This window comes from Actinophytocola sp., from assembly GCF_035712165.1.
GTDB lineage: Bacteria > Actinomycetota > Actinomycetes > Mycobacteriales > Pseudonocardiaceae > DASYTH01.
The window spans coordinates 1-20,833 of the sequence record NZ_DASTBH010000087.1 but is presented as its reverse complement, the minus strand read 5'-3'; the positions used below and the strand labels follow the sequence as shown (position 1 = coordinate 20,833).

Genomic DNA, 20,833 nt, shown 5'->3' with positions numbered 1-20,833 from the left:
AGCCTGAGCCTGGCTGAGAGTCCGCTGAGGCATGCTGTGCTCATGAGACCCCGGGTGCTGGTGGTGGACGACGAGCCGGGCGTGCGCCGGGCGTTGCAACGCGGCCTCACCGCGGAGGGCATGGACATCGTGGTCGCCGGCGACGGTCCCAGTGCCCTGGAGATCGGCCGGACCGGTGCGTACGACCTGATTGTGCTGGACATCATGCTGCCCGGGCTGTCCGGCTACCGGGTGCTGCAACGGCTGCGGGCGGAGGGCGTGCGCACCCCGGTGCTGCTGCTGTCGGCCAAGGACGGCGAGATCGACCAGGCCGACGGGCTGGATCTCGGCGCGGACGGCTACCTGGTCAAACCGTTCTCGTTCGTGGTGCTGGTCGCCCAGGTCCGGGCCATGTTGCGGCGCAACGCCGCGGCCGGGTCGGACCGCCGGCTGCGGCTGGGTGAGCTGGTGGTCGACCGGGCGTCCCGGGAGGTGCGGTTCGGCGGCGAGCTGATCGCGCTGAGCCCGCGGGAGTTCGCGGTGCTGGACTGCCTGGCCGGGCGGGCCGGGTCGGTGGTGACCAAGGACGAGTTGCTGCGCGAGGTGTGGGGCGACGAGCAGGCGGCGACCCGCAACGCGGTCGAGGTCTACGTCGGCTACCTGCGCCGCAAGCTGGAGCTGGCCGGCGCCGGCGGCATCGTGCGCACCGTGCGCGGGCATGGCTACCTGGCCTCCAACGCCGAGATCGACACGGTGCTCGACAAACGGTGAGCGAGCTTGCGAGCGAGCCAATGTCGCAGGGCGTCCGATCACGGCGGCTCCGAGCCTGCGAGGAGGCGATGTGATCAGCCCGCGCGCGCTTTGGCTGCGGCGTACGTTGCGGTTCCGGATCACCGCCGTCGCCACCGCCGTGACCCTGGTGGTGCTGGTGGCGCTGTCCGTGCTGACCAGCGACCTGATCCGGCCGCTGCTGGTCCGGGCGGCGGACACCGAGCTGACCGAGACGCTGACCGGCGTGGTCGCCGAGGTGACGGCCGGCCAGCCGCCGCGCACCGGTCCGGTCGGCGTGCAGGTGCACGTGCTGGACACCGCCGGGGAACCGGTGGACGGCCGGCCGAAGCCGGACCTGAGCGGCGCGGACCTGCGCTCCCTCAAGGCCGGCACCCCGGTGCTGCGGTCGGGGGACGAGCCGCCGCAGCGGTGGGTGGGCACCGTGGCCACCGCGCCGGACGGCGCGCAGCGGCTGGTGGCGGTCGGCACCGCGCTGGTCGGGTACCAGTCCGCGCCGCAACGGGCGCTGAACTGGCTGCTGCTGGCGGCGGTGCTGGGCGTGGCGGCGGCCGGGGCGGCCACCTGGTTCGCGGTGCGCTACTCGCTGCGGCCGGTGGAGCGGATTCGGCTGGCCGCGGCCCGGTTGCCGGCCGGCAGCCGGCTGCCGCTGCCCAGCGCGGACGACGAGCTGCGCTCGCTGGCCGCCGCGCTCAACGCGCTGTTGAGCCGCCGGGACGAGGCCACCGAGCGGATGCGGCGGTTCACCGGCGACGCCGCGCACGAGCTGCGCTCACCGGTGGCGTCGATCCGGGTCCAGGCCGAGGTCGCGGTCGCCAACCCGGATCCGGAGCTGTCCCAGGAGGTGCTTGCCGAGGTGGTCCGCGAGTCGGTGCGGCTGTCCACCCTGGTGGACGGCTTGCTCACGCTGGCCAGGTCGGACGCCGGTGAGCTGCCGGCGGCCGAGCCGGTCGACGTGGCGAGCGCCGCCCGGGACGCCGTGGCCCGGATCGGTGCGGCCGACCAGCACGGGGACACCGGCGGGGGCCCGGCGGTGCGGTTGCACGCGGCCGGACCGGCCTGGGTGTCGGCCGCGCCGGCCGAGGTGGATCTGGTGCTGGACAACCTGCTGCGCAACGCCGTCCGGCACGCCCGCGCGCACGTGACGGTGTCGGTGCTCTACGCCGCATCGACGGTGCGCCTGGTGGTCGACGACGACGGCTACGGGATCGGCGAGGAGCACCGCGGCCGGGTGTTCGACCGGTTCTACCGGGTGCAGGACGACCGGTCCCGGCTCAGTGGCGGTGCCGGGCTGGGCCTGGCGCTGGTCGCCGAGGTGGTGCGCCGCCGGGGTGGGGTGGTCGAGGTCGGCGAGTCACCCGAGGGCGGCGCGCGGTTCCAGGTCCGCTGGCGGACCCTGCCGTCATGACGAATCTCGTGGTGGGCGCCGCGATCCTGCGGGCCGGCCTGGTGTTGGCCCAGCAGCGGGCCTTCCCGGCCGCCGTGGCCGGCCAGTGGGAGCTACCCGGCGGCCGGGTCGAGCCGGGCGAGACCGACCGGGCGGCGCTGGTCCGCGAGTGCCTCGAGGAGCTGGGCGTCCGGATCCGGGTCGGCAGTCCCATCGCCCCGGACGTCCCGCTGCGCCCCGGCCTCGTGCTGCGGGTGTTCGACGCCGTGCTGGATCCGCCGGACGCCACCCCGGTGGCCCGGGAGCACACCGCGCTGCGCTGGCTGTCCGCGGCCACTCTGGACACCGTCCCGTGGCTGCCGGCCGACCGCGAACTCCTCCCCGCATTGCTAGCCCGCCTGCTGGACCGCCGCTCCGGAACTGGCTAGCCGACGCCGGCCAGGCGGAGGGCGGACTGGAGGCGGTGGGTGCCGCGCTCGCGGGCGCGGACGGCGCCGTCGGCCCGGACCCGGTCCAGCTCGGACGGGTCGTCGAGCAGGGTGCGGGCGGTGTCGCGGATCGGCCGCAGCTCCTCGATCAGCGCCTCGGCGGCGGCGTCCTTCAGGGTGCCGTAGGAGTCGAACGAGTCGGCCACCTCGCGCGGGGACTTGCCGGTGCACGCGGCCACGATCTCCAGCAGGTTCGCCAGGCCCGGCTGGTCGTCCGGCCGGTACTCGAGCCGGTCCAGGCTGTCGGTCACGGCGCGCTTGACCTTGCGGCGCACCAGGTCCGGGGCGTCCATCAGGAAGATCACCCCGGCCACGTCGCCCGCGGACTTGTCCATCTTGCGGTCCGGGTGGGCGAGGTCGCGGATCCGGGCGCCTGCCTGCGGGGTGACCGCCCTGGGCACGACGAACACCTCGCCGAACGTGCCGTTGAACCGGCGGGCCAGCGCCCGGGCCAGCTCGACGTGCTGCTCCTGGTCGTCGCCGACCGGCACCTCGTCCGCGCCCTGCAGCAGGATGTCGGCGGCCATCAGCACCGGGTAGGTCAGCAGGCCCAGCCGGGCGGTGACCTTGCCGTCCTTGCCGGCCTTCTCCTTGAACTGGGTCATCCGCGCGGCTTCGCCGTAGGCGCACGTGCATTCCAGCAACCAGGTCAGCGCCCCGACCTCACGGATCAGGTCGGACTGCACGAACATCTGGTCCGGCTCGATGCCGCTGGCGATGAGCACGGCCAGCAGTTCGCGGGTGTGCGCGCGCAGCCGCTGCGGGTGGTAGGGCGTGGTCATGGCGTGCAGGTCGCTGACGAAGTACAGGTCCCCGGGCGCGCCTTCGCGGGCCCAGCGCCGGATCGCGCCCAGGTAGTTGCCGGCGTGGGCATGGCCGGACGGGGTGATGCCGGACAGTCGGGTCATCGCGGTGAGCCTCCTCCGCGCCGCCGAGGGGCCTGTTACGACGAAAGGCCGCCCCCTCGGGCGGCCTCACGTGGTCAGGGCATGACGTCACGGCCGCCGGTCGGCGGCCCACCACATGGTGTTCAGGTGACGCACAGCGACCATCCTACCGACCTCACGCGGATTTCTTGTAGTCGGCTTTGATTCGCTTGAGGGCGAGCACCGGGCACTTCTTGCACCGCGGGTCGGACCGGCAGCACTTCTTCTTCAGCTTGCCCTTCTTCATCAGCTTCCGGACCACGTCCGCGGGCGTACCCTTCTTGTGCTTCTTGCCCACGCCCACGCTCCGGTCCTGGCCCCTGCTGTCGCCCCTTAGGTTAGGTTAACCTTCCCCTTCCTGTGGATGGCCTCGGTCACAGCACCGGTACAGCTATCCTGGAGTGCGGTTTCTTCTTTCTTCCCCCGAACCTGAAGCTGGAGCATTCCGTGACGGCCGTCCTCACCCGGACCGACCTGCGCAACGTGGCGATCGTGGCCCACGTCGACCATGGCAAGACCACGCTGGTCGACGCCATGCTGCGGCAGTCCGGCGCACTGTCCACCCGGGGCGAGGCGGTCGACCGCGTGCTCGACTCCGGTGAGCTGGAGCGGGAGAAGGGCATCACGATCCTGGCCAAGAACACCGCGGTGCGCCGGGACACGGCACACGGCCCGGTCACCATCAACGTGGTGGACACCCCGGGGCACGCGGACTTCGGCGGCGAGGTCGAACGTGGACTGTCCATGGTGGACGGCGTGCTGCTGCTGGTGGACGCCAGCGAGGGTCCGCTGCCGCAGACCCGGTTCGTGCTGCGCAAGGCGCTGGCCGCCGGCCTGCCGGTGATCCTGGTGGTGAACAAGGTGGACCGCCCGGACGCGCGGATCGCCGAGGTGGTGGACGAGACCCACGACCTGCTGCTGGAGCTGGCCTCCGAGCTCGACCACGTCGACGACTCCGTGCTGGACCTGCCGGTGGTCTACGCCTCGGCGCGGGCCGGCCGGGCCAGCCTGACCGCGCCGCCGGACGGCGGCCTGCCGGACAGCGACACCCTGGACCCGCTGTTCGACACCCTGCTCGCGCACGTGCCCGCGCCGGCGGGCGACCCGGCAGCCCCGCTGCGGGCTCTGGTCACCAACCTGGACGCGTCGAGCTTCCTGGGCCGGATCGCGCTGTGCCGCATCCACGCCGGCCGGCTGCGCAAGGGCCAGACGGTGGCCTGGTGCCGGGAGGACGGCACGGTGGCCAACGTGAAGATCACCGAACTGCTGATCACCGAGGCGCTCGAGCGGGTGCCGGCCACCCAGGCCAGCGCGGGTGACCTGGTGGCCATCGCCGGCATCCCGGACATCACGATCGGCGACACGCTGGCCGACCTGGACGATCCGGCGCCGCTGCCCCGGATCACCGTGGACGAGCCGGCGATCTCGGTGACGATCGGCGTGAACACCTCCCCGCTGGCCGGTCGCGGCGGCGGCAGCAAGCTGACCGCCCGGCTGGTGAAGGCCCGGCTGGACGCCGAACTGGTCGGCAACGTCAGCGTGCGGGTGCTGCCCACCGAGCGGCCGGACACCTGGGAGGTGCAAGGCCGCGGCGAGCTGGCCCTGGCGATCCTGGTGGAGACCATGCGGCGGGAGGGTTTCGAGCTCACCGTCGGCAAGCCCGAGGTGGTCACCCGGGTGATCGACGGCACGGTGTGCGAGCCGTTCGAGCGGTTGACCGTCGACTCGCCGGAGGAGTACCTCGGCGCGATCACCCAGCTGCTGGCCGGGCGCAAGGGCCGGCTGGAACACATGAGCGGGCACGGCACCGGCCGGGTCAAGGTCGAGTTCGTGGTGCCGTCCCGGGGGCTGATCGGCTTCCGCACCGACTTCCTCACCGAGACCCGCGGCACCGGGATCGCCAACGCGATCTTCGAGGGCTACCACCCGTGGGCCGGGGAGATCCGCAGCCGGCACAGCGGCTCGCTGGTCGCCGACCGCACCGGCGCCGTGACCAGCTACGCCATGCTGCAGCTCGCCGACCGGGGCACGTTCTTCGTCGAGCCCGGCGCGGCGGTGTACGAGGGCATGGTGGTCGGCGAGAACCCCCGGGCCGAGGACATGGACATCAACGTCACCCGGGAGAAGAAGCTCACCAACATGCGCAGCTCCACCGGCGACGAGCTGGAGCGGCTGGCCCGCCCGCGCACGCTCGGTCTGGAGGAGGCGCTGGAGTTCTGCGCGGCCGACGAGTGCGTGGAGGTCGCGCCGGAGGTGGTGCGGATCCGCAAGGTCGTGCTGGACGCGACCACCCGGGGCCGGGAACGATCCCGGGCCAAGACTCGCGACCGCGGGTAACCACGCGGTGCGGTTGCGTGGTTTGCCGGCCGGAAATCCCGCTCGACATTAGCCTGACAATGGGCAGGGGAGGTGAACGTGGGCGACCCGCAGGTCCGAACCGTGCCGCGGCGCGCGCGCCTCCGGAAACACAGCCTTGCCGTGCTGCTGGGCGCCGCCTTCCTGGCCGGCTGCACCAACGCCCCGCCGCCGCCGCTGGTCACCACCCCGGTGGGCAGTACGACGCCCGTCCGCAAGGTGGATCCGGGCGAGGTCGTGGTCGGCGTGGACAGCGTGGCCGGCGGTCTCAACCCGCACAAGGTGGCCGACCAGTCGGCGCTGACCACCGCCCTGTCCACGTTGCTGCTGCCCTCGGTGTTCCGGCCGGCCCCGGACGGCACGCCGCGGCTGGACACCACGCTGATGGTCTCCGCCGAGGTGACCCGGGCGCAGCCGTACACCGTGACCTACCAGATCCGGCCGGAGGCGTCCTGGGCGGACAACGCGCCGATCGCCGCCGAGGACTTCGTCTACCTGCGCGACCAACTGCGCGACGCGCCGGGCACCATCGGCGCCGCCGGCTACCAGCTGATCTCCAACATCACCACCCGGGACGCCGGGAAGATCGTCGAGGTCACCTTCGCCAAGCCGTACCCGGGCTGGCGGTCGCTGTTCTCCGGGCTGGTGCCGGCGCACCTGCTCAAGGACGCGCCGGGCGGCTGGACCGACGCGCTCAAGGACGGCTACCCGACCACCGGCGGCCCGTTCGCGATCAAGACGTTGGACCGGGTGCGGGGCGAGGTCGTGCTGGAGCGCAACGACCGGTACTGGGAGCAGCCGCCGCCGCTGGACCGGATCATCCTGCGCCGGGCCGACGAGCAGGGTGTCGTCGACGCCCTGCGGGCCGGCCATGACCAGCTCGCGCTGATGCGTACCGACTCGGCCGGCGCCGCCCTGATCGAGAGCCTCGGCGAGACCGTGACCACGCACACCGTCCCGCGGCCGACCGTGGCCACCCTGGTGGTGCGGCCGGTGGGCCAGGACCTCGCCGCCGACCCGGTGCGCCGGGCCGTGGTGGCGATGCTCGACCGGGACGCGGTGATCACGGTCGGCACGGCGGGCGGCCCGGAGGCCGCGCTGCGTGCCGACGCGCAGGTGCTGCCACCGACCGCACCCGGCTACGCGGCGACGGTTCCGCCCGGTCCGCCGGCCAAGCCGGACCGGACCTTGGCCCGGTCGCTGCTCACCGAGGCCGGCTACAGCGACGCGACCGGGGCGTGGACCCGCAACGGAACCCAGCTGACCCTGGTGATCGGCGCGCCCGAGGAGCGGCTGGCCTACGTGACCATGGCCGGCGAGGTGCGCCGGCAACTGCTCGCCGAGGGGATCATGGCCAAGGTCGTGACTGCGCCGGCCAGCGAGCTGTACTCCACCCGGCTCGCCGCCGCCGATGCCGGCGAGCAGCTGAACCTGCTGATCGCGCCCGCGCCGGCCGGCGGCGACGCGGCCAGCGTGATGGCCACCAACTTCGGTTGCGCGGTGGGCTCGGAGAACCCGGCGCCGGTCCCGGTCAGCCCGGTCGGCACCTGCGACCCGACGATCACGCCGACGGTCGATGCCGCGCTGTCCGGGGCGATCGCGCTGTCCGACGCGCTGTCCGCGGTGGAACCGGCGCTGTGGCGGCAGGCGGTGTCGGTGCCGCTGTACCAGGAGGCGGACACCCTGGTGATCAGGCCTGAGATGGCCGGAGTCCGGCCGGGCCCGCCGCTGGCCGGGCCGTTCGCCGGTGCGCCGGACTGGCGCAGGCTGGTCGGCTGAGGCGCACTACCCGCAGGTCCGCCACGGCGCACGACCGCATCCGGTTTCGGCCCCCACGCGCGGTTTCCCCTATCGGCCCGCCGCAGCCCGGGTGTAGTTTGGTCTTCCCGTTTATTCGGCGTGAATGGGCTGCGCCGATCGGTGGGTTGACAATTGCTTGCACCTTACCGGCAGATCGTGTGCAGTTTCCCCCAGTAACGGGAGGGTTGCGCCTTGCCGCCAACGTGTCACCCTTTGGTCACGATCGCACCTCGACAGGTGACCGCAGGCTTTCCGGTTTCTAACGTCCTGCAACGGCGCGCCCGCTGTTCTGCGGGCAGGCGTCACAAGACCCAAGGATGCAGAACGAGGTTCGTTGCGGCGTGTACCCCACATTCGACCGCGAGGCGACGGCCGGTCACCCCGGTTGGACCCCGTCGCGCGGCTGTTACGGGTTCCGTGCACGATGTGTCACGACAAGTTAGGGCGCACGCCGCCCCCCGTGCGTGCTCGCTCATGGAGGATTGACTTGAGTAGAAAACAAGCAGTGTGGTTCCGCGCAGCGGTGTGTGTCACCGTCGCCGGCCTCGCGCTCGCTGGCTGCGCCAAGAAGGAGAACACGGGCACGGGCGGCAGCACCCAGCCGACCCAGACGGCCGGTTGGCCGGAGACGCCAGAGGTTCAGATCCAGGACGGCAAGCCGGGCGGAACCTTCCGCCTCGCGATCACCGAGCCGACCGCGATCGACCCCTACAACGCCCAGGAGTCCGAGGGCATCCTGGTCGCCGAGGCGATCTTCACCGGTCTGATCCGGGTCGAGCCGGACGGCTCGGTCAAGCCGGGCGTCGCCGAGAAGTGGGAGCCCAACGACGACTGCTCACAGTGGACCTTCACCCTGAAGAAGGGCACCAAGTTCCACAATGGTGAAGAGGTCAACGCGGAGTCGTTCAAGCGCGGCTGGACCCGCGCCGCGGTCAAGTCCGCCGCCTCCGAGGTGGCCTACCACCTGGAGCCGATCGACGGCTACGCCGCGCTGCAGGGTGGCACCGCCACCGACTTCGCCGGTGTGGACGCCACCGACCCGGGCACGCTGAAGGTCAAGCTGTCGTCGCCGGACTGCGAGTTCTTCCTGCGCACCAACCACCCGGTCTACAGCCCGGTGCCCAGCAACGCCGGTGCTGCGGACAACAAGACCTTCAACGACATGCCGGTCGGCAACGGGCCGTTCAAGATGGCCGGACCGTGGGAGCACGACAAGGGCATCAAGCTGCTGCGCTTCGACGACTACGGCGTCGACAAGAAGGCCTACCTGGACACCGTCGAGATCACCATCGCGCCCAACGGCGCCAAGGACGAGCTGGACGGGTTCAAGAACGGCACGTTCGACTGGGCCCGGATGCCGACCCCGCAGCTGTCCGACTCGCGCAACACCTACGAGCCGCAGGGCAAGTGGATCCGCAAGAGCACCAACGGCATGAACTACCTGCTGCCGATGGGCACGCAGAAGCCGCTGGACTCCGCCAAGGCCCGTAAGGCCGTCTCGATGGCGATCGACCGGAACACGATCATCGAGGGTGTCTTCAAGGGTTCGCAGGTGCCGTCCACGACGCTGCTTCCGCCGGTGTTCAAGGACGCCTACCAGGCGGGTGTGTGCACCGCCTGCAACTTCAACCTGGACGAGGCCAAGAAGCTCGCCAACGAGGCCGGCCTGACCCCGGGCACCGAGCTGAACATGCAGTTCAACGTCGACGCCGGCCACGAGGAGTGGATGGCGGCCATCAAGCAGCAGCTCGAGCAGAACCTCGGCCTGAAGATCACGATGACCGGCGTTCAGTTCACCGACCTGCTCAACAACGAGCAGCAGCCGGGCGCCACCGGCCTGTTCCGGGCCGCGTGGGGCGCCGACTACCCGACCCCGGGCAACTACCTGTCGCCGCTGCTGAGCACCGACGCCATCGGTGCCGGCCCGACCGAGCCGACCAAGGGTGACAACCGTGGCCGGTACAGCAACAAGGCGTTCGACGACCTCCTCGTGAAGGCCCGGGCCAGCAAGGACCAGGCCGAGCGGACCAAGCTCTACCAGGAGGCCGAGAAGCTGGCGATCGGTGAGGACCTGGCGCTCATCCCGCTGTGGAACCGCATCCAGATGCGGCTCGCGGCGACCGACAAGTTCATCAACCTGCGGATGAACTTCAACGAGCACCCGGACCTGCCGCTCATCAGCGTCAAGTGAACTAGCGGGGTGGCCGGCGGCCCGACAGGGTCGCCGGCCTCCCGGCACGTCAGGAGGCGTACCACGCCATGGGCAAGTTCATAATCCGCCGGCTCGCGCAAGCCGTGTTGGTGATCGTGGCGGCGATGTTGCTCCTGTTCGTCGCCCTGTTCACGATCGGCGACCCGTTCGCGTCCAGCGGCGACAAGGTGGTGCCGCCGGAGACCCAGGCGGCGCTGCGCGCCAAGTTCGGCCTGGACCGGCCGCTCCCCATGCAGTTCCTGGTGTACCTGCGAAACCTGTTCACCGGAGACCTGGGCATCGACTTCGACCAGCGTCGCGAGGTCTCGGAGATGTTGGCCCAGGCGGTGCCCTACACCATCCGGCTGGCCGCCGTCGCGATCGTGATCGACATTCTGATCGGGATCACGGCCGGCGTGATCGCCGCCGTGTGGCGGTACTCCGTCTGGGACGTGCTGGTCACGATCCTGACCACGCTGGCGATCGGCGTGCCGACCTTCGTGATCGGCCTCTCCCTGCGGGCGACCGTCAGCGGGGAGTGGTTCTTCCCTGCTGTACCAAGAAGTGCGTTCGGACCAGAACCATTCTGGCTAGCCGAGGTGCTGCTACCGGCGATCACCCTCGCGGTGGTCGACGCCGCGTTCATCGCCCGGCTGATGCGCGGCTCGATGCTGGAGATCATGCGCGCCGACTACGTCCGAACAGCCCGGGCGAAGGGTCTCTCCGAACGCAAGGTGATCGGCAAGCACGTCATGCGCAACTCCGTGATCCCGGTGGTGACCTATGTCGGCATCGGCATCGGGGTGCTGCTCGGCGGTGCGCTGATCACCGAGACCATCTTCCAGTACCAGGGCGTCGGGTTCTTGCTGTACAAAGCAATTCTGAGCAACAACAACCCGATCATCATGGCGGTGAGCGCCTTCGCGGTGATCACGTTCGTGACGCTGAGCCTGGTGGTCGACGTCCTCTACGCGTACCTCGATCCACGGATCAGGCTCAGTTGAGCGAGGTGAGAATGCCGTGACCGAGACACCCGACCGGGACTTGAGGTTGCCGGCCGAGACCCTGATGACCGAGCCGATCGGGGAGGATGTCCTCCCGGTCGAGGAGGACAGCGCCGCCCGGCCGGGCAAGCGCCGCCGGAACCGGGGCCAGCTGGAGGACATCTGGCACCGCTACAAGAAGAACAAGCTGGCCATGGTCGGGCTGATCATGGTGGGCCTGCTGATCCTCATCGCGGTACTCGCCCCGCTCATCTCGCCGTACGACCCGACCCAGCAGAACCTGCTGAACACGATCGAGCCACCCACCGCGGATCACTGGTTCGGCACCGACACGCTGGGCCGGGACGTGTTCTCGATGATGCTCTACGGCCTGCGGCTGGCCCTGCTGGTCGGCGTCGGCACCATGCTGGGCTCGCTGGTCATCGGGGTCACGGTGGGCGCCGTCGCCGGGTACTTCGGCCGCGGCTGGGACTCCTTGCTGATGCGGGTCACCGACATCTTCCTGGCCTTCCCGTACCTGATCGGCGCGATCGTGATCGTGCGCTCGATCGACCCGGGACAGACCGAGGGCGCCTGGCCGGTCGCCGTCGCGCTGATCATCCTGGGCTGGACGACCACCGCCCGGCTGATGCGCGGCCAGGTCCTCTCCCTGCGCGAGTCCGAGTACGTGGAGGCGGCCCGGTCCATCGGCGCGTCGCCGCGCCGGATCGTGATCCGGCACGTGCTGCCGAACGCGATCGCGCCGGTGCTGGTCTACGCGTTCACCAGCATCGGGGTGGCGGTGGTGGCCATGGCGTCGCTGTCGTTCCTCGGTGTCGGGGTCGGGATCGAGACCCCGGAGTGGGGTCAGATGATCAGTCAGGGGTTCAAGAACTTCGGTGTGCCGAACACCAGCTACCTCTGGATCTTCCCGAGTATCGCGATCATCATCACGACCCTCGCGTTCGCCTTTGTCTCCGACGGGTTGCGCGACTCCCTCGACCCGAAGCTGCGATAAAGGAGACCTCTCGCAATGGCGAGCGTGGACGACCTCGACATCGACCTGGATTCCTCGGCACCGCTGTTGGAGGTGCGGGACCTGCGGGTGCACTTCGTGACCGACCGGGGAGTCGTCAAGGCCGTGGACGGCGTGAGCTGGATGGTCAACGAGGGCGAGACGCTTGCCATCGTCGGCGAGTCCGGGTCGGGCAAGTCGGTGTCCGCCATGACGATCCTCGGGCTGATCCAGAGCCCGCCGGCCACCTTCCCGTCCGGGGACATCTTCCTGCGCGGCAAGTCGCTGATGAAGATGCCGGAGAAGCAGCAGCGCAAGCTGCGCGGCCGGGAGATCGCGATGATCTTCCAGGATCCGCTCACCGCGCTGAACCCGGTGTTCCGGGTGGGCGACCAGATCGCCGAGATGGTGCGCAACCACCAGAAGGTCAGCAAGGTCGTGGCCCGGCGCCGGGCGCTCGACCTGCTCGGTGAGGTCGGCATCCCCAACCCGGCGGTGCGGCTCAACCAGTACCCGCACGAGTTCTCCGGCGGGATGCGGCAGCGCGCGATGATCGCGATGGCGCTGGCCAACGACCCGCAGGTGCTGCTCGCCGACGAGCCCACCACCGCGCTGGACGTGACGGTGCAGGCGCAGATCATGGCGCTGCTGGTGAAGCTGCAGGAGGACCGCAACACCGCGATCGTGCTGATCACGCACGACCTCGGGGTGGTGGCCAGCCACGCCGACCGGATCAACGTGATGTACGCCGGCCGGATCGTCGAGGCCGGCACCACCGACGAGATCTTCTACGAGCCGCGGCACGCCTACACCTTCGGCCTGCTGTCCAGCCTGGCTCGGATGGACCATCGCCGTCAGGAGCGGTTGACGCCGATCAAGGGCGTGCCACCGAGCCTGGCCAACGTGCCCCCGGGCTGCCCGTTCCACCCGCGCTGCCGGTTCGCCACCGAAGCCTGCGTGGTGGCGGTTCCCCGGCTGGAGACGGTTTCGGGGAACGGTCATCTGGCCGCCTGCGTGCACAGCGACCAGGTCGGCATGGCGAACGAGGAGAGGTTGGCCCAGTGAGTGAAGCCGTGGATCCGGTCGGCAACGGGGCGGCGCAGATCTCGGTCAGCCAGCCGGCCGGTACGCCCATGATCGAGGTGACCGACCTGGTCAAGCACTTCCCGATCCGCAGCGGGGTGTTCATCAAGCGCACCATCGGTCACGTGAAGGCCGTGGACGGCGTGTCCTTCGCGGTCCACAAGGGACAGACGGTGGCGCTGGTCGGCGAGTCCGGTTGCGGCAAGTCGACGACCGCGCGGGCCATTCTGCGCCTCATCGAGCCGACCAGCGGCCGGGTCGAGCTGGACGGCGTCGACGTCACCAAGCTGGGCAAGGAGAAGCTGCGTCAGGCCCGGCGGGACATGCAGATCATCTTCCAGGACCCGTACGCCTCGCTGAACCCGCGCATGACGATCCGGCAGATCCTGTCGGAGAAGTACCAGCTGATGGGCGTGGCGATCAAGAAGTCGACGATCTCGGACCTGCTCGACACGGTCGGCCTGGCCGAGGAGTACGCCGATCGCTATCCGCACGAGTTCTCCGGCGGGCAGCGCCAGCGCATCGGCATCGCCCGGGCGATCGCGCTGAACCCCAAGTTCGTGGTGCTGGACGAGCCGGTCTCCGCCCTGGACGTGTCGATCCAGGCCCAGATCGTCAACCTGCTCGAGGACCTGCAGGACGAGCTCGGCCTGACCTACCTGTTCATCGCGCACGACCTGTCCGTGGTGCGGCACATCTCCGACCGGGTCGCGGTGATGTACCTGGGCGGGATCGTGGAGATCGCGGACCGGGACGAGTTGTTCGACCGCCCGCACCACCCGTACACCCAGGCCCTGATCTCGGCGGTGCCGATCCCGGACCCGAAGCTGGAGCGGATCCGGGAGACCATCGTGCTCCGCGGCGACGTGCCCAACCCGGCCAACCCACCGTCCGGCTGCCGGTTCCGCACCCGCTGCTGGAAGTTCGAGCAGCTCTCCGAAGGTGAGCGACAGCGCTGCATCGACGAGCGCCCGGCCCTGAACCCGGTGTCCGGTTCCGGCCACCGGGCCGCCTGCCACTATGCGGCCGTGCGTGAAGTCGTGCGCGCCTAGCTCAAACACACCGCGCAGCGAGGGGGTTGCGCCATGTTGAGGTTCACCGCGCAGCGGCTGACGCATGCCGTCATGGTCATCCTGGTGGTCACCCTGGTGACCCACATCGGGTTGTTCTACTTCGGCGACCCGTTCAAGACCACGCCCGACGAGAAGATGCTTCCGCCGGAGACCCAGCAGATGCTCCGGGAGCGGTTCGGCACGGACAAGCCGTTCCTGGCGCGCTACCTGATCTATCTGAAGAACCTGTTCACCGGCGAGTTCGGGGTCGACTTCGAACAGCGCCGGCCGGTGGGCGAGCTGATCGCCCACGTGGCCCCGCACACCGCCGGGCTGGCGGTGCTGGCGATCCTGATCAGCCTGACGGTCGGCGTGCTGGCCGGCGCCCTGGCCGCGGTGCGGCCCGGCACGGCGCTCGACGCGGTGATCACCACCACCACGATCACCCTGCTCTGCCTGCCCGTGTTCGTGGTGGCGCTGGTGTTCCGGCAGGAGCTCTCCGGCCTGCGGCTGTTCGGCGTCGAGCTGTTCCCGGCGCTGCCGCACGCGTTCGGTGTCGACGTGCCGTGGCTGCGTGAGGTGCTGCTGCCGGCGATCACACTGGCCCTGGTCGATATCGCGTTCGTGGCGCGGATGATGCGGGCGTCGATGCTGGACGTGCTGGCCGCCGACTACCTGCGCACCGCCCGGGCGAAAGGGCTCTCCGAGCGGCGGGTGGTGCTGCGGCACGGGATGCGCAACGCGATCATCCCGGTGGTCAACCACGCCGGGTTGGCGATCGGCGCGTTGATGGGCGGCGCGGTGATCGTCGAGACGATCTTCCAGTACGACGGGGTCGGCTTCCTGTTCATCAAGTCGCTGCACGACGCCAACCGGCCGGTGGTGATCGCCATCGCGCTTCTCGGCGCCATCGCGTTCGTCCTGCTGATCGCGCTGGTCGACCTGATCTCGGCCTACCTCGACCCGCGAATCCGGGTGACCTGAGCACCCAGGCGAAACCGGCCCATTACGCTCACCCGGTGACCCTGACCGCCCCGCCCAGGATGCTGCTCGTGCACGCGCATCCGGACGACGAGAGCCTGTGGACCGGCGGAACCATCGCCCGGTACGCGGCGGCCGGCGTGGCGGTCACGCTGGTCACCTGCACCCTCGGCGAGGAGGGCGAGGTCATTCCGGAGTTCCTGCGCGGCCTGGCCGCGCAGGCGGCCGACCAGCTCGGCGGGTACCGGGTCGGTGAGCTGCGGGCCGCGTGCGCGGTGCTGGGCGTGTCCGACCAGCGCTACCTCGGCGGGATCGGCCGCTGGCGGGACTCCGGGATGGTGGACACGCCGGCCAACGGGCATCCCCGGGCGTTCGCGGCGGGCGATCCCGGCGAGCAGACCGCGGCGCTGGTCGAGGTGCTGGCGGAGGTCCGGCCGCAGGTGGTGATCAGCTACGGGCCGGACGGCGGCTACGGGCACCCGGACCACATCCGGGCGCACCAGGTCACCATGGCGGCCTGCGCCGCGGTGTCCGATGTGGACCGGGTGTTCTACGCGGTCACCTCGCGCACCGCCGTCGAGGACGGGGTCGCGGCCCTCGCCGGCTATGCCGGACAGCCCTACCGGCTGCCCCGGCCGGGCGAACTGCCGGTCACCGACGACGCGGAGATCAGCACGGCGGTCCGGGTGACCGAGGCGCTGCCGGCCAAGCTCGGCGCGCTGCGGGCCCATGCCACCCAGATCAGCGTCTGGCAGGGCGCCGAGGGCGAGCGGTGCTACGCGCTGTCCAACGGCATCGCCCAGCCGGTGCTGGACGAGGAGTACTACGTGCTGGCCCGGGGCCCGCGGACCGGCGTGGAGACCGACCTGTTCGGCGGGCTGGGGCTGGCCGAGGCACCCGGCGTGCGGTCGTGACGACCCGGGACCGGTTGTTCCTGGCGGTGCTGCTGGTGGACAGCATGGTGCTCGCGGTGCTGGAACTGCTCTACCTGCCGCTGCGGTTCGACGGCTGGTTGCTGCCCGACCTGAACGGGTTTCCGCTGCCGGTGTCGGCGCTGGTCGCCGCGCTGACCCTGCCGCTGCTGGTGCACCTGTCCGGCCGGCTGTCGACGCGGACCTCGGTAGCCGCCGCGCCGTTGCTGGTGTGGCTGCTCTGTATAGGGGTATTCGGGTTGATGGGTCCCGGCGGCGACCTGGTGCTGACCGAGGACTGGCGCGCCCTGTTGCTGCTGGCAGGAGGTGCCCTGCCGGCGGCGTACATGCTCGGAGGTTCGCGTGGCTGAGCCGATCACCGACCGGCACGTGGTTGCCGTGCTGCGCCCGTTCGTGCGGGCCACCACGCCGATGCTGACCGCGCTGCGCGACTCCGACCCGCTGGGTCTGCTGCGCCGGGTGCTGCCGGACGGCGGCGCCGAGCAGGAGGCGGCGGAGGTGGGCGGCCTGCGGCAGAAGATGCGCGAGGGCCTGGAGAACATGCGGGTGCCGGGCACGGCGGCGTGGGGCCGGATGACAGTCACCGATCGCGACGAGTGGTGGGTGAACCGGGTGGGGCGGTTCACCGTGCTGCTGGCCGCCCTGCCCGGGCTGGCCGGCGCGATCGCCGACCGGGTGCCGCTGCAGGACACCCTCGCGCTGGCCGGGCAGGGCCTGCTGCTGTGCGCGATCGCGGCCGAGCACGGGGTGACCGACCCGGCCGAGCGGGTGCGGCTACTGGCCGCCGTGCTGTTCGAGCGGGACATCGACCCGGCGCTGGCCCGCCGCGCCGACGACACCGAGGAACGGCAGACCGCCGAGCTGACCGAGGACCTGTCGAAGTCCTCGGCCCGGCACGGCCGGGTCACGCTGCGGGCCGCCGGACGCACCATGTGGCGGTTCGGGCGGACCCTCTGGGCCCTCGGCGACGAACTGGACAAACGGCCGCAGGGCCGGTTCTACCACCGGGCGCTCGGGCTGCTCCCGGTCGTGGGCATGGCCGGCGACTATCTCGGCGAGCGGTCGGCGCTCAAGCGCGCCGCCAAGGCCGGAAAGAAATGGCTCGCGGCGGCCGCCTGAGCCTTCCACTCGACCACAGGCCTGGTGGCAGCCGGTCGGCGGTCTGGTCTGGCACTCAAACTTGGGCCGCGACAATGTTGGATGGTGTGAGGTGTGTGGCACCGGTGCTCGGCCAACGGTTCTTCAGAGGGATACTAGCCACAACCGGTAATCTTCCCGCCTGCACGCCAACAGGAAGAGGAGCAGGAGAGCGCAGTGACCTATGTGATCGCCGAGCCCTGCGTCGACGTGCTCGACAAGGCATGCATCGAAGAGTGCCCGGTCGACTGCATCTACGAGGGGGACCGGATGCTGTACATCCACCCCGACGAGTGCGTCGACTGCGGGGCCTGTGAACCGGTCTGCCCGGTGGAAGCCATCTACTACGAGGACGACGTCCCGGACCAGTGGAAGGAATACACCAAGGCCAACGTCGACTTCTTCAACGAGATCGGCTCGCCGGGCGGCGCGGCCAAGGTAGGCAAGGTGAGCGCGGACCCGCCGCTGATCAAGGACCTCCCCCCGATGGGCGAGGGGCACGACTGATCGGCCCCAAGGCGCCTGGCCGGCGGCCTGCGCTGCCGGACTTCCCGTGGGACACGCTGGCCGGCCATTCCGCGCGGGCGGCCGCCCACCCGGACGGCCTGGTCAACCTGTCCATCGGCACCCCGGTGGACCCGGTGCCGCCGGCCATCCAGGCGGCGCTGACCGAGACCGCGGCCGTGCCCGGCTACCCGGCCACGCACGGCACCCCGCAGCTGCGCGCCGCGGCCGTCGAGGCGCTGCGCCGCCGGCACGGGATCGAGGGGATCGAGCCGGACGCGGTGCTGCCCACCATCGGCTCCAAGGAACTGGTGGCCGCGCTGCCCACGCTGCTCGGCGCCGGGCCGGGCGACGTGGTGGTCATCCCGGAGCTGGGTTATCCCACCTACGACGTCGGGGTCCGGCTGGCCGGGGCCGACCTGGTCCGCTCGGACAGCCTGCTGGCCCTCGGCCCGGCTCGGCCGGTGCTGGTCTGGGTGAACTCGCCGGCCAACCCGACCGGTCGGGTGCTGCCGCCCGAGCACCTGCGCAAGGTGGTCGACTGGGCCCGGGAGCGCGGCGCGGTGGTCGCCTCCGACGAGTGCTACCTCACCCTCGGCTGGGAGCGCGAGCCGGTGTCGGTGCTGCACCCGTCGGTGTGCGGCGGGCGGTTCGACGGCCTGCTCGCGGTGCACTCGCTGTCCAAGTGCTCCAGCCTGGCCGGCTACCGCGCCGGCTTCGTCACCGGCGACCCGGCGTTGGTCGCGGACCTGCTGGAGACCCGCCGGCACGCCGGCATGATGGTGCCCCGCCCGGTGCAGTCGGCGATGACCGCCGCGCTCGGCGACGACGAGCACATCGCGGTCCAGCGGGACCGGTTCGCCGCCCGCCGGACCGTGCTGCGCGACGCGCTGACCGCCGCCGGGTTCCGGATCGAGCACTCCGAGGCCGGGCTGTACCTGTGGATCACCCGAGACGAGGAGGCCTGGGACACCGTCGCCTGGTTCGCCGAGCGCGGCGTCCTGGTCGCCCCCGGCACCTTCTACGGCCCGGCCGGCGCCCGGCACGTCCGCGTCGCCCTGACCGCCCCCGACGACCGGGTCCGCGCCGTCGCCAACCGCCTCTGTTCCGCCTCTCCGGAATTTTGATTTGGTCGTTGCGTTCCGGCCAAGGGTGCGGGCATCGGGTGGATGGTGGCGGGGTGCCGTCACGGTCCCCTGAGGTGCGGTGCCGCCGCTCCGGAATCTTGATGCGGTGGTTGCGCTGGCAGCGAACGGTGCGGGCGTGTGTTCAGGGCAGCACGGTCTTGGCGTGCTCGTCGACTTCGGTCATGGCGGCCCGCCAGCGGGTCCGGCGGTCCGCGCGGCGGGCCCGTTCCCGCTCGACCAGTCGGCCGGCGGCGAAGGCCACCTCCGGGTCCGGTCTGTCCATTTCGGACAACAGGCGGCGGATCTCCTGCTCGGCGACGCAGGCGTCCTGGTGATCACCGAGCACGTCCTACAGCCGTTTGGTCGCTTTGATCAGGGCCTGTACCGGCGGCCCGCCGGCCTCGACCGCGAGCTCGGCGGCGTAGCGCAGCCGCTTGCCGTGGATCCGCAGCTCGTGCAGGTCGTCGTCGGGCGGGTCGGCGTCGAGCGCCTCGGCCGCCCGGTGCAGCTTGCGGTACGGGCGCCTGATCACCGCGACCAGCCGGGCCGCGGGCGGCTCGCCTGCCGCCGGCTGTTCCGGTGGCTCGGACACCGCGGCGGCCGCGAGCGCCGCCAGCAGCGCCCGGTACCGCGAATCGCGCAGCGCGGCCAGCAGGTCGCGCCGGGCCAGCTGCCGGCCGGCCCGCAGACCCAGCAGCAGCCGCTCCACCGCGTCCCGTTCGGCCGCCGGGAAGTCGGCGGCCTGCCCGCGCAGGTGCTCCAGCTGCACGTCGAGATCGCGCACCGCGCCCAGCACACCGCCGAGCCAGCGCAGCTCGGACTGCAGCGCGGCCCCGGCCTCGCCCAGGTTCGCACCGTCCGCCTTGAGCGCCGCCCGGATACGCCGCACCGCGACCCGCATCTGGTGCACGCCTTCGGGATCGCTGCCGATCCGGGCCGCCGGTTCGTGCTCGAGCAGGGCCCGGATCTGCTCGTCCAGCCGGGCCCGGACGTGCACGGCGGGCGGGTCGTCCGGGCCGGCAGTGCGCGCCGACTCGGCGAGTCCTAAGTCGACAGGATGGATCGTTACCTGAGAGAGCGCTGCCGACGCCATGACTGCATGGTAAGCGAGCGCGGCGGCGCCGGGGCTGCTCAGTCGTTGGCGTGCAGGGCGGCGTTCAGCTCGACTCCGCTGCCGGAGCGGCTGATCACCTCGACGGCGCCGGTGCCGGAGTTGCGCCGGAACAGCAGCCCGGAGCGCCCGGACAGGTCGCGGGCCTTGACCACGTCGCCGTCCGGCGTAGTGACCTTCGTGCCGGCCGTGACGTACAGCCCGGCCTCCACGATGCAGTCGTCGCCGAGCGAGATGCCGATGCCGGCGTTCGCGCCGACCAGGCAGCCCTTGCCGATGCTGATCGTCTCCCGGCCGCCGCCGGACAGCGTGCCCATGATCGACGCCCCGCCGCCGACGTCCGAGCCGTCGGCCACCACCACGCCCTGGGAGATGCGCCCCTCGACCATGGACGCGCCGAGCGTGCCGGCGTTGAAGTTGACGAACCCCTCGTGCATCACCGTGGTCCCGGCGGCCAGGTGCGCGCCCAGCCGGACCCGGTCGGCGTCGGCGATCCGCACCCCGGACGGCACCACGTAGTCGACCATGCGCGGGATCTTGTCGACCAGGTGCACGGTGACCGGCCCGCCGGCCCGCAGCCGCAGCCGGGTCGCCTCGAACCCGTCCACCCGGCACGGCCCCCGGTTGGTCCACACCACGTTGGTCAGCAGGCCGAACAGCCCGTCCAGGCTGACCGTGTTGGGCCGCACCAGGCGGGCGGACAGCAGGTGCAGCCGCAGGTACACGTCGTAGGCGTCGGCCGGCACGTCGGCCAGCGAGGTGATGCCGGTGCGCACCGGGACCACCTCGACCCCGCGCACCGGATCCGGGCCGAGCAGTGCGGAGACCTCGGCGCCCAGCTCGTCGGCCGCCTCCTGCTCGGACAGCGGTTGGGTGCCCGGGGCCGGCGCCGGGCCCAGTGCCGGACGCGGGAACCAGGCGTCCAGCACGGTGCCCTCCTCGGTGACCGTGGCCAGGCCGACGGCGTGCGCGCCGCTGCTCTCCAGGGTGGTA

The 20,833-nt window shown here is 71.3% G+C and carries 21 protein-coding genes; 16 read left to right on the top strand and 5 right to left on the bottom strand.

Annotated elements, in window-relative coordinates; translation table 11 throughout:
• Positions 1-42: 42 nt before the first annotated feature.
• The 3 genes from VFO68_RS04590 (at position 43) to VFO68_RS04580 (ending at position 2,583) form a co-directional block, all read left to right on the top strand.
• The gene (locus VFO68_RS04590; protein ID WP_325156878.1) at positions 43-750 is read left to right on the top strand and encodes a response regulator transcription factor; all 708 of its coding nucleotides are present in this window, start codon (positions 43-45) and stop codon (positions 748-750) included.
• 70 nt (positions 751-820) lie between these two features.
• A complete protein-coding gene (locus VFO68_RS04585) occupies positions 821-2,176 on the top strand; it encodes a HAMP domain-containing sensor histidine kinase (RefSeq protein WP_325156877.1) in 1,356 nt (451 codons plus the stop codon).
• Positions 2,173-2,583 (top strand): (deoxy)nucleoside triphosphate pyrophosphohydrolase, encoded by a 411-nt coding sequence (locus tag VFO68_RS04580; RefSeq protein ID WP_325156876.1) that lies wholly within the window; start codon positions 2,173-2,175, stop codon positions 2,581-2,583. The genes VFO68_RS04585 and VFO68_RS04580 overlap by 4 nt, the downstream gene beginning before the upstream one ends.
• Here VFO68_RS04580 and trpS read toward each other — a convergent pair.
• Positions 2,580-3,551, bottom strand: a complete 972-nt coding sequence (gene trpS / locus VFO68_RS04575) for a tryptophan--tRNA ligase (protein WP_325156875.1) — start codon at positions 3,549-3,551, stop codon at positions 2,580-2,582. The genes VFO68_RS04580 and trpS overlap by 4 nt on opposite strands.
• A 154-nt stretch (positions 3,552-3,705) precedes the next feature.
• Complete coding sequence (locus tag VFO68_RS04570) at positions 3,706-3,867, bottom strand: hypothetical protein (RefSeq protein WP_325156874.1); 162 nt, start codon at positions 3,865-3,867, stop codon at positions 3,706-3,708.
• 149 nt (positions 3,868-4,016) lie between these two features.
• On the opposite strand from VFO68_RS04570, the gene typA reads away from it, so the two are divergent.
• The 13 genes from typA (at position 4,017) to dapC (ending at position 18,729) form a co-directional block, all read left to right on the top strand.
• Positions 4,017-5,906, top strand: a complete 1,890-nt coding sequence (gene typA / locus VFO68_RS04565; protein WP_325156873.1) for a translational GTPase TypA — start codon at positions 4,017-4,019, stop codon at positions 5,904-5,906.
• A 78-nt stretch (positions 5,907-5,984) separates the two neighbouring features.
• Entirely contained in the window at positions 5,985-7,703 is a 1,719-nt protein-coding gene (locus VFO68_RS04560) for an ABC transporter family substrate-binding protein (RefSeq protein WP_325156872.1), read from the top strand.
• Positions 7,704-8,229: 526 nt separating this feature from the next.
• Positions 8,230-9,915, top strand: a complete 1,686-nt coding sequence (locus tag VFO68_RS04555; RefSeq protein WP_325156871.1) for an ABC transporter substrate-binding protein — start codon at positions 8,230-8,232, stop codon at positions 9,913-9,915.
• A 68-nt stretch (positions 9,916-9,983) separates the two neighbouring features.
• Positions 9,984-10,919 (top strand): ABC transporter permease, encoded by a 936-nt coding sequence (locus VFO68_RS04550; RefSeq protein WP_325156870.1) that lies wholly within the window; start codon positions 9,984-9,986, stop codon positions 10,917-10,919.
• A 16-nt stretch (positions 10,920-10,935) separates the two neighbouring features.
• On the top strand, positions 10,936-11,916 hold the full coding sequence (locus tag VFO68_RS04545; protein ID WP_325156869.1) for an ABC transporter permease: 981 nt from the start codon (positions 10,936-10,938) through the stop codon (positions 11,914-11,916).
• A gap of 15 nt (positions 11,917-11,931) precedes the next feature.
• Positions 11,932-12,978: an ABC transporter ATP-binding protein gene (locus tag VFO68_RS04540; protein WP_325156868.1), complete on the top strand. Its 1,047-nt coding sequence runs from the start codon at positions 11,932-11,934 to the stop codon at positions 12,976-12,978.
• Positions 12,979-13,046: 68 nt separating this feature from the next.
• Positions 13,047-14,048, top strand: coding sequence for an oligopeptide/dipeptide ABC transporter ATP-binding protein (locus tag VFO68_RS04535; RefSeq protein WP_325156892.1), 1,002 nt, complete (start codon positions 13,047-13,049; stop codon positions 14,046-14,048).
• Positions 14,049-14,081: 33 nt separating this feature from the next.
• On the top strand, positions 14,082-15,032 hold the full coding sequence (locus VFO68_RS04530) for an ABC transporter permease (RefSeq protein WP_325156867.1): 951 nt from the start codon (positions 14,082-14,084) through the stop codon (positions 15,030-15,032).
• Between the two features lie 35 nt (positions 15,033-15,067).
• A complete protein-coding gene (mshB, locus tag VFO68_RS04525) occupies positions 15,068-15,943 on the top strand; it encodes an N-acetyl-1-D-myo-inositol-2-amino-2-deoxy-alpha-D-glucopyranoside deacetylase (RefSeq protein ID WP_325156866.1) in 876 nt (291 codons plus the stop codon).
• On the top strand, positions 15,940-16,311 hold the full coding sequence (locus tag VFO68_RS04520; protein ID WP_325156865.1) for a hypothetical protein: 372 nt from the start codon (positions 15,940-15,942) through the stop codon (positions 16,309-16,311). The genes mshB and VFO68_RS04520 overlap by 4 nt, the downstream gene beginning before the upstream one ends.
• Positions 16,304-17,080: a hypothetical protein gene (locus tag VFO68_RS04515; RefSeq protein WP_325156864.1), complete on the top strand. Its 777-nt coding sequence runs from the start codon at positions 16,304-16,306 to the stop codon at positions 17,078-17,080. The genes VFO68_RS04520 and VFO68_RS04515 overlap by 8 nt, the downstream gene beginning before the upstream one ends.
• 195 nt (positions 17,081-17,275) lie before the next feature.
• A complete protein-coding gene (fdxA, locus tag VFO68_RS04510) occupies positions 17,276-17,605 on the top strand; it encodes a ferredoxin (RefSeq protein ID WP_325156863.1) in 330 nt (109 codons plus the stop codon).
• The gene (gene dapC, locus VFO68_RS04505; protein WP_325156891.1) at positions 17,605-18,729 is read left to right on the top strand and encodes a succinyldiaminopimelate transaminase; all 1,125 of its coding nucleotides are present in this window, start codon (positions 17,605-17,607) and stop codon (positions 18,727-18,729) included. The genes fdxA and dapC overlap by 1 nt, the downstream gene beginning before the upstream one ends.
• A gap of 142 nt (positions 18,730-18,871) precedes the next feature.
• Here the strand turns inward: dapC and VFO68_RS04500 are convergent, their stop codons facing one another.
• The 3 genes from VFO68_RS04500 to dapD are packed head-to-tail and all read right to left on the bottom strand — an operon-like array spanning position 18,872 to position 20,826.
• The gene (locus VFO68_RS04500) at positions 18,872-19,075 is read right to left on the bottom strand and encodes a hypothetical protein (protein WP_325156862.1); all 204 of its coding nucleotides are present in this window, start codon (positions 19,073-19,075) and stop codon (positions 18,872-18,874) included.
• Between the two features lie 3 nt (positions 19,076-19,078).
• Complete coding sequence (locus tag VFO68_RS04495) at positions 19,079-19,822, bottom strand: CHAD domain-containing protein (RefSeq protein WP_325156861.1); 744 nt, start codon at positions 19,820-19,822, stop codon at positions 19,079-19,081.
• 38 nt (positions 19,823-19,860) lie between these two features.
• On the bottom strand, positions 19,861-20,826 hold the full coding sequence (gene dapD / locus VFO68_RS04490; protein WP_325156890.1) for a 2,3,4,5-tetrahydropyridine-2,6-dicarboxylate N-succinyltransferase: 966 nt from the start codon (positions 20,824-20,826) through the stop codon (positions 19,861-19,863).
• Positions 20,827-20,833: the final 7 nt, after the last annotated feature.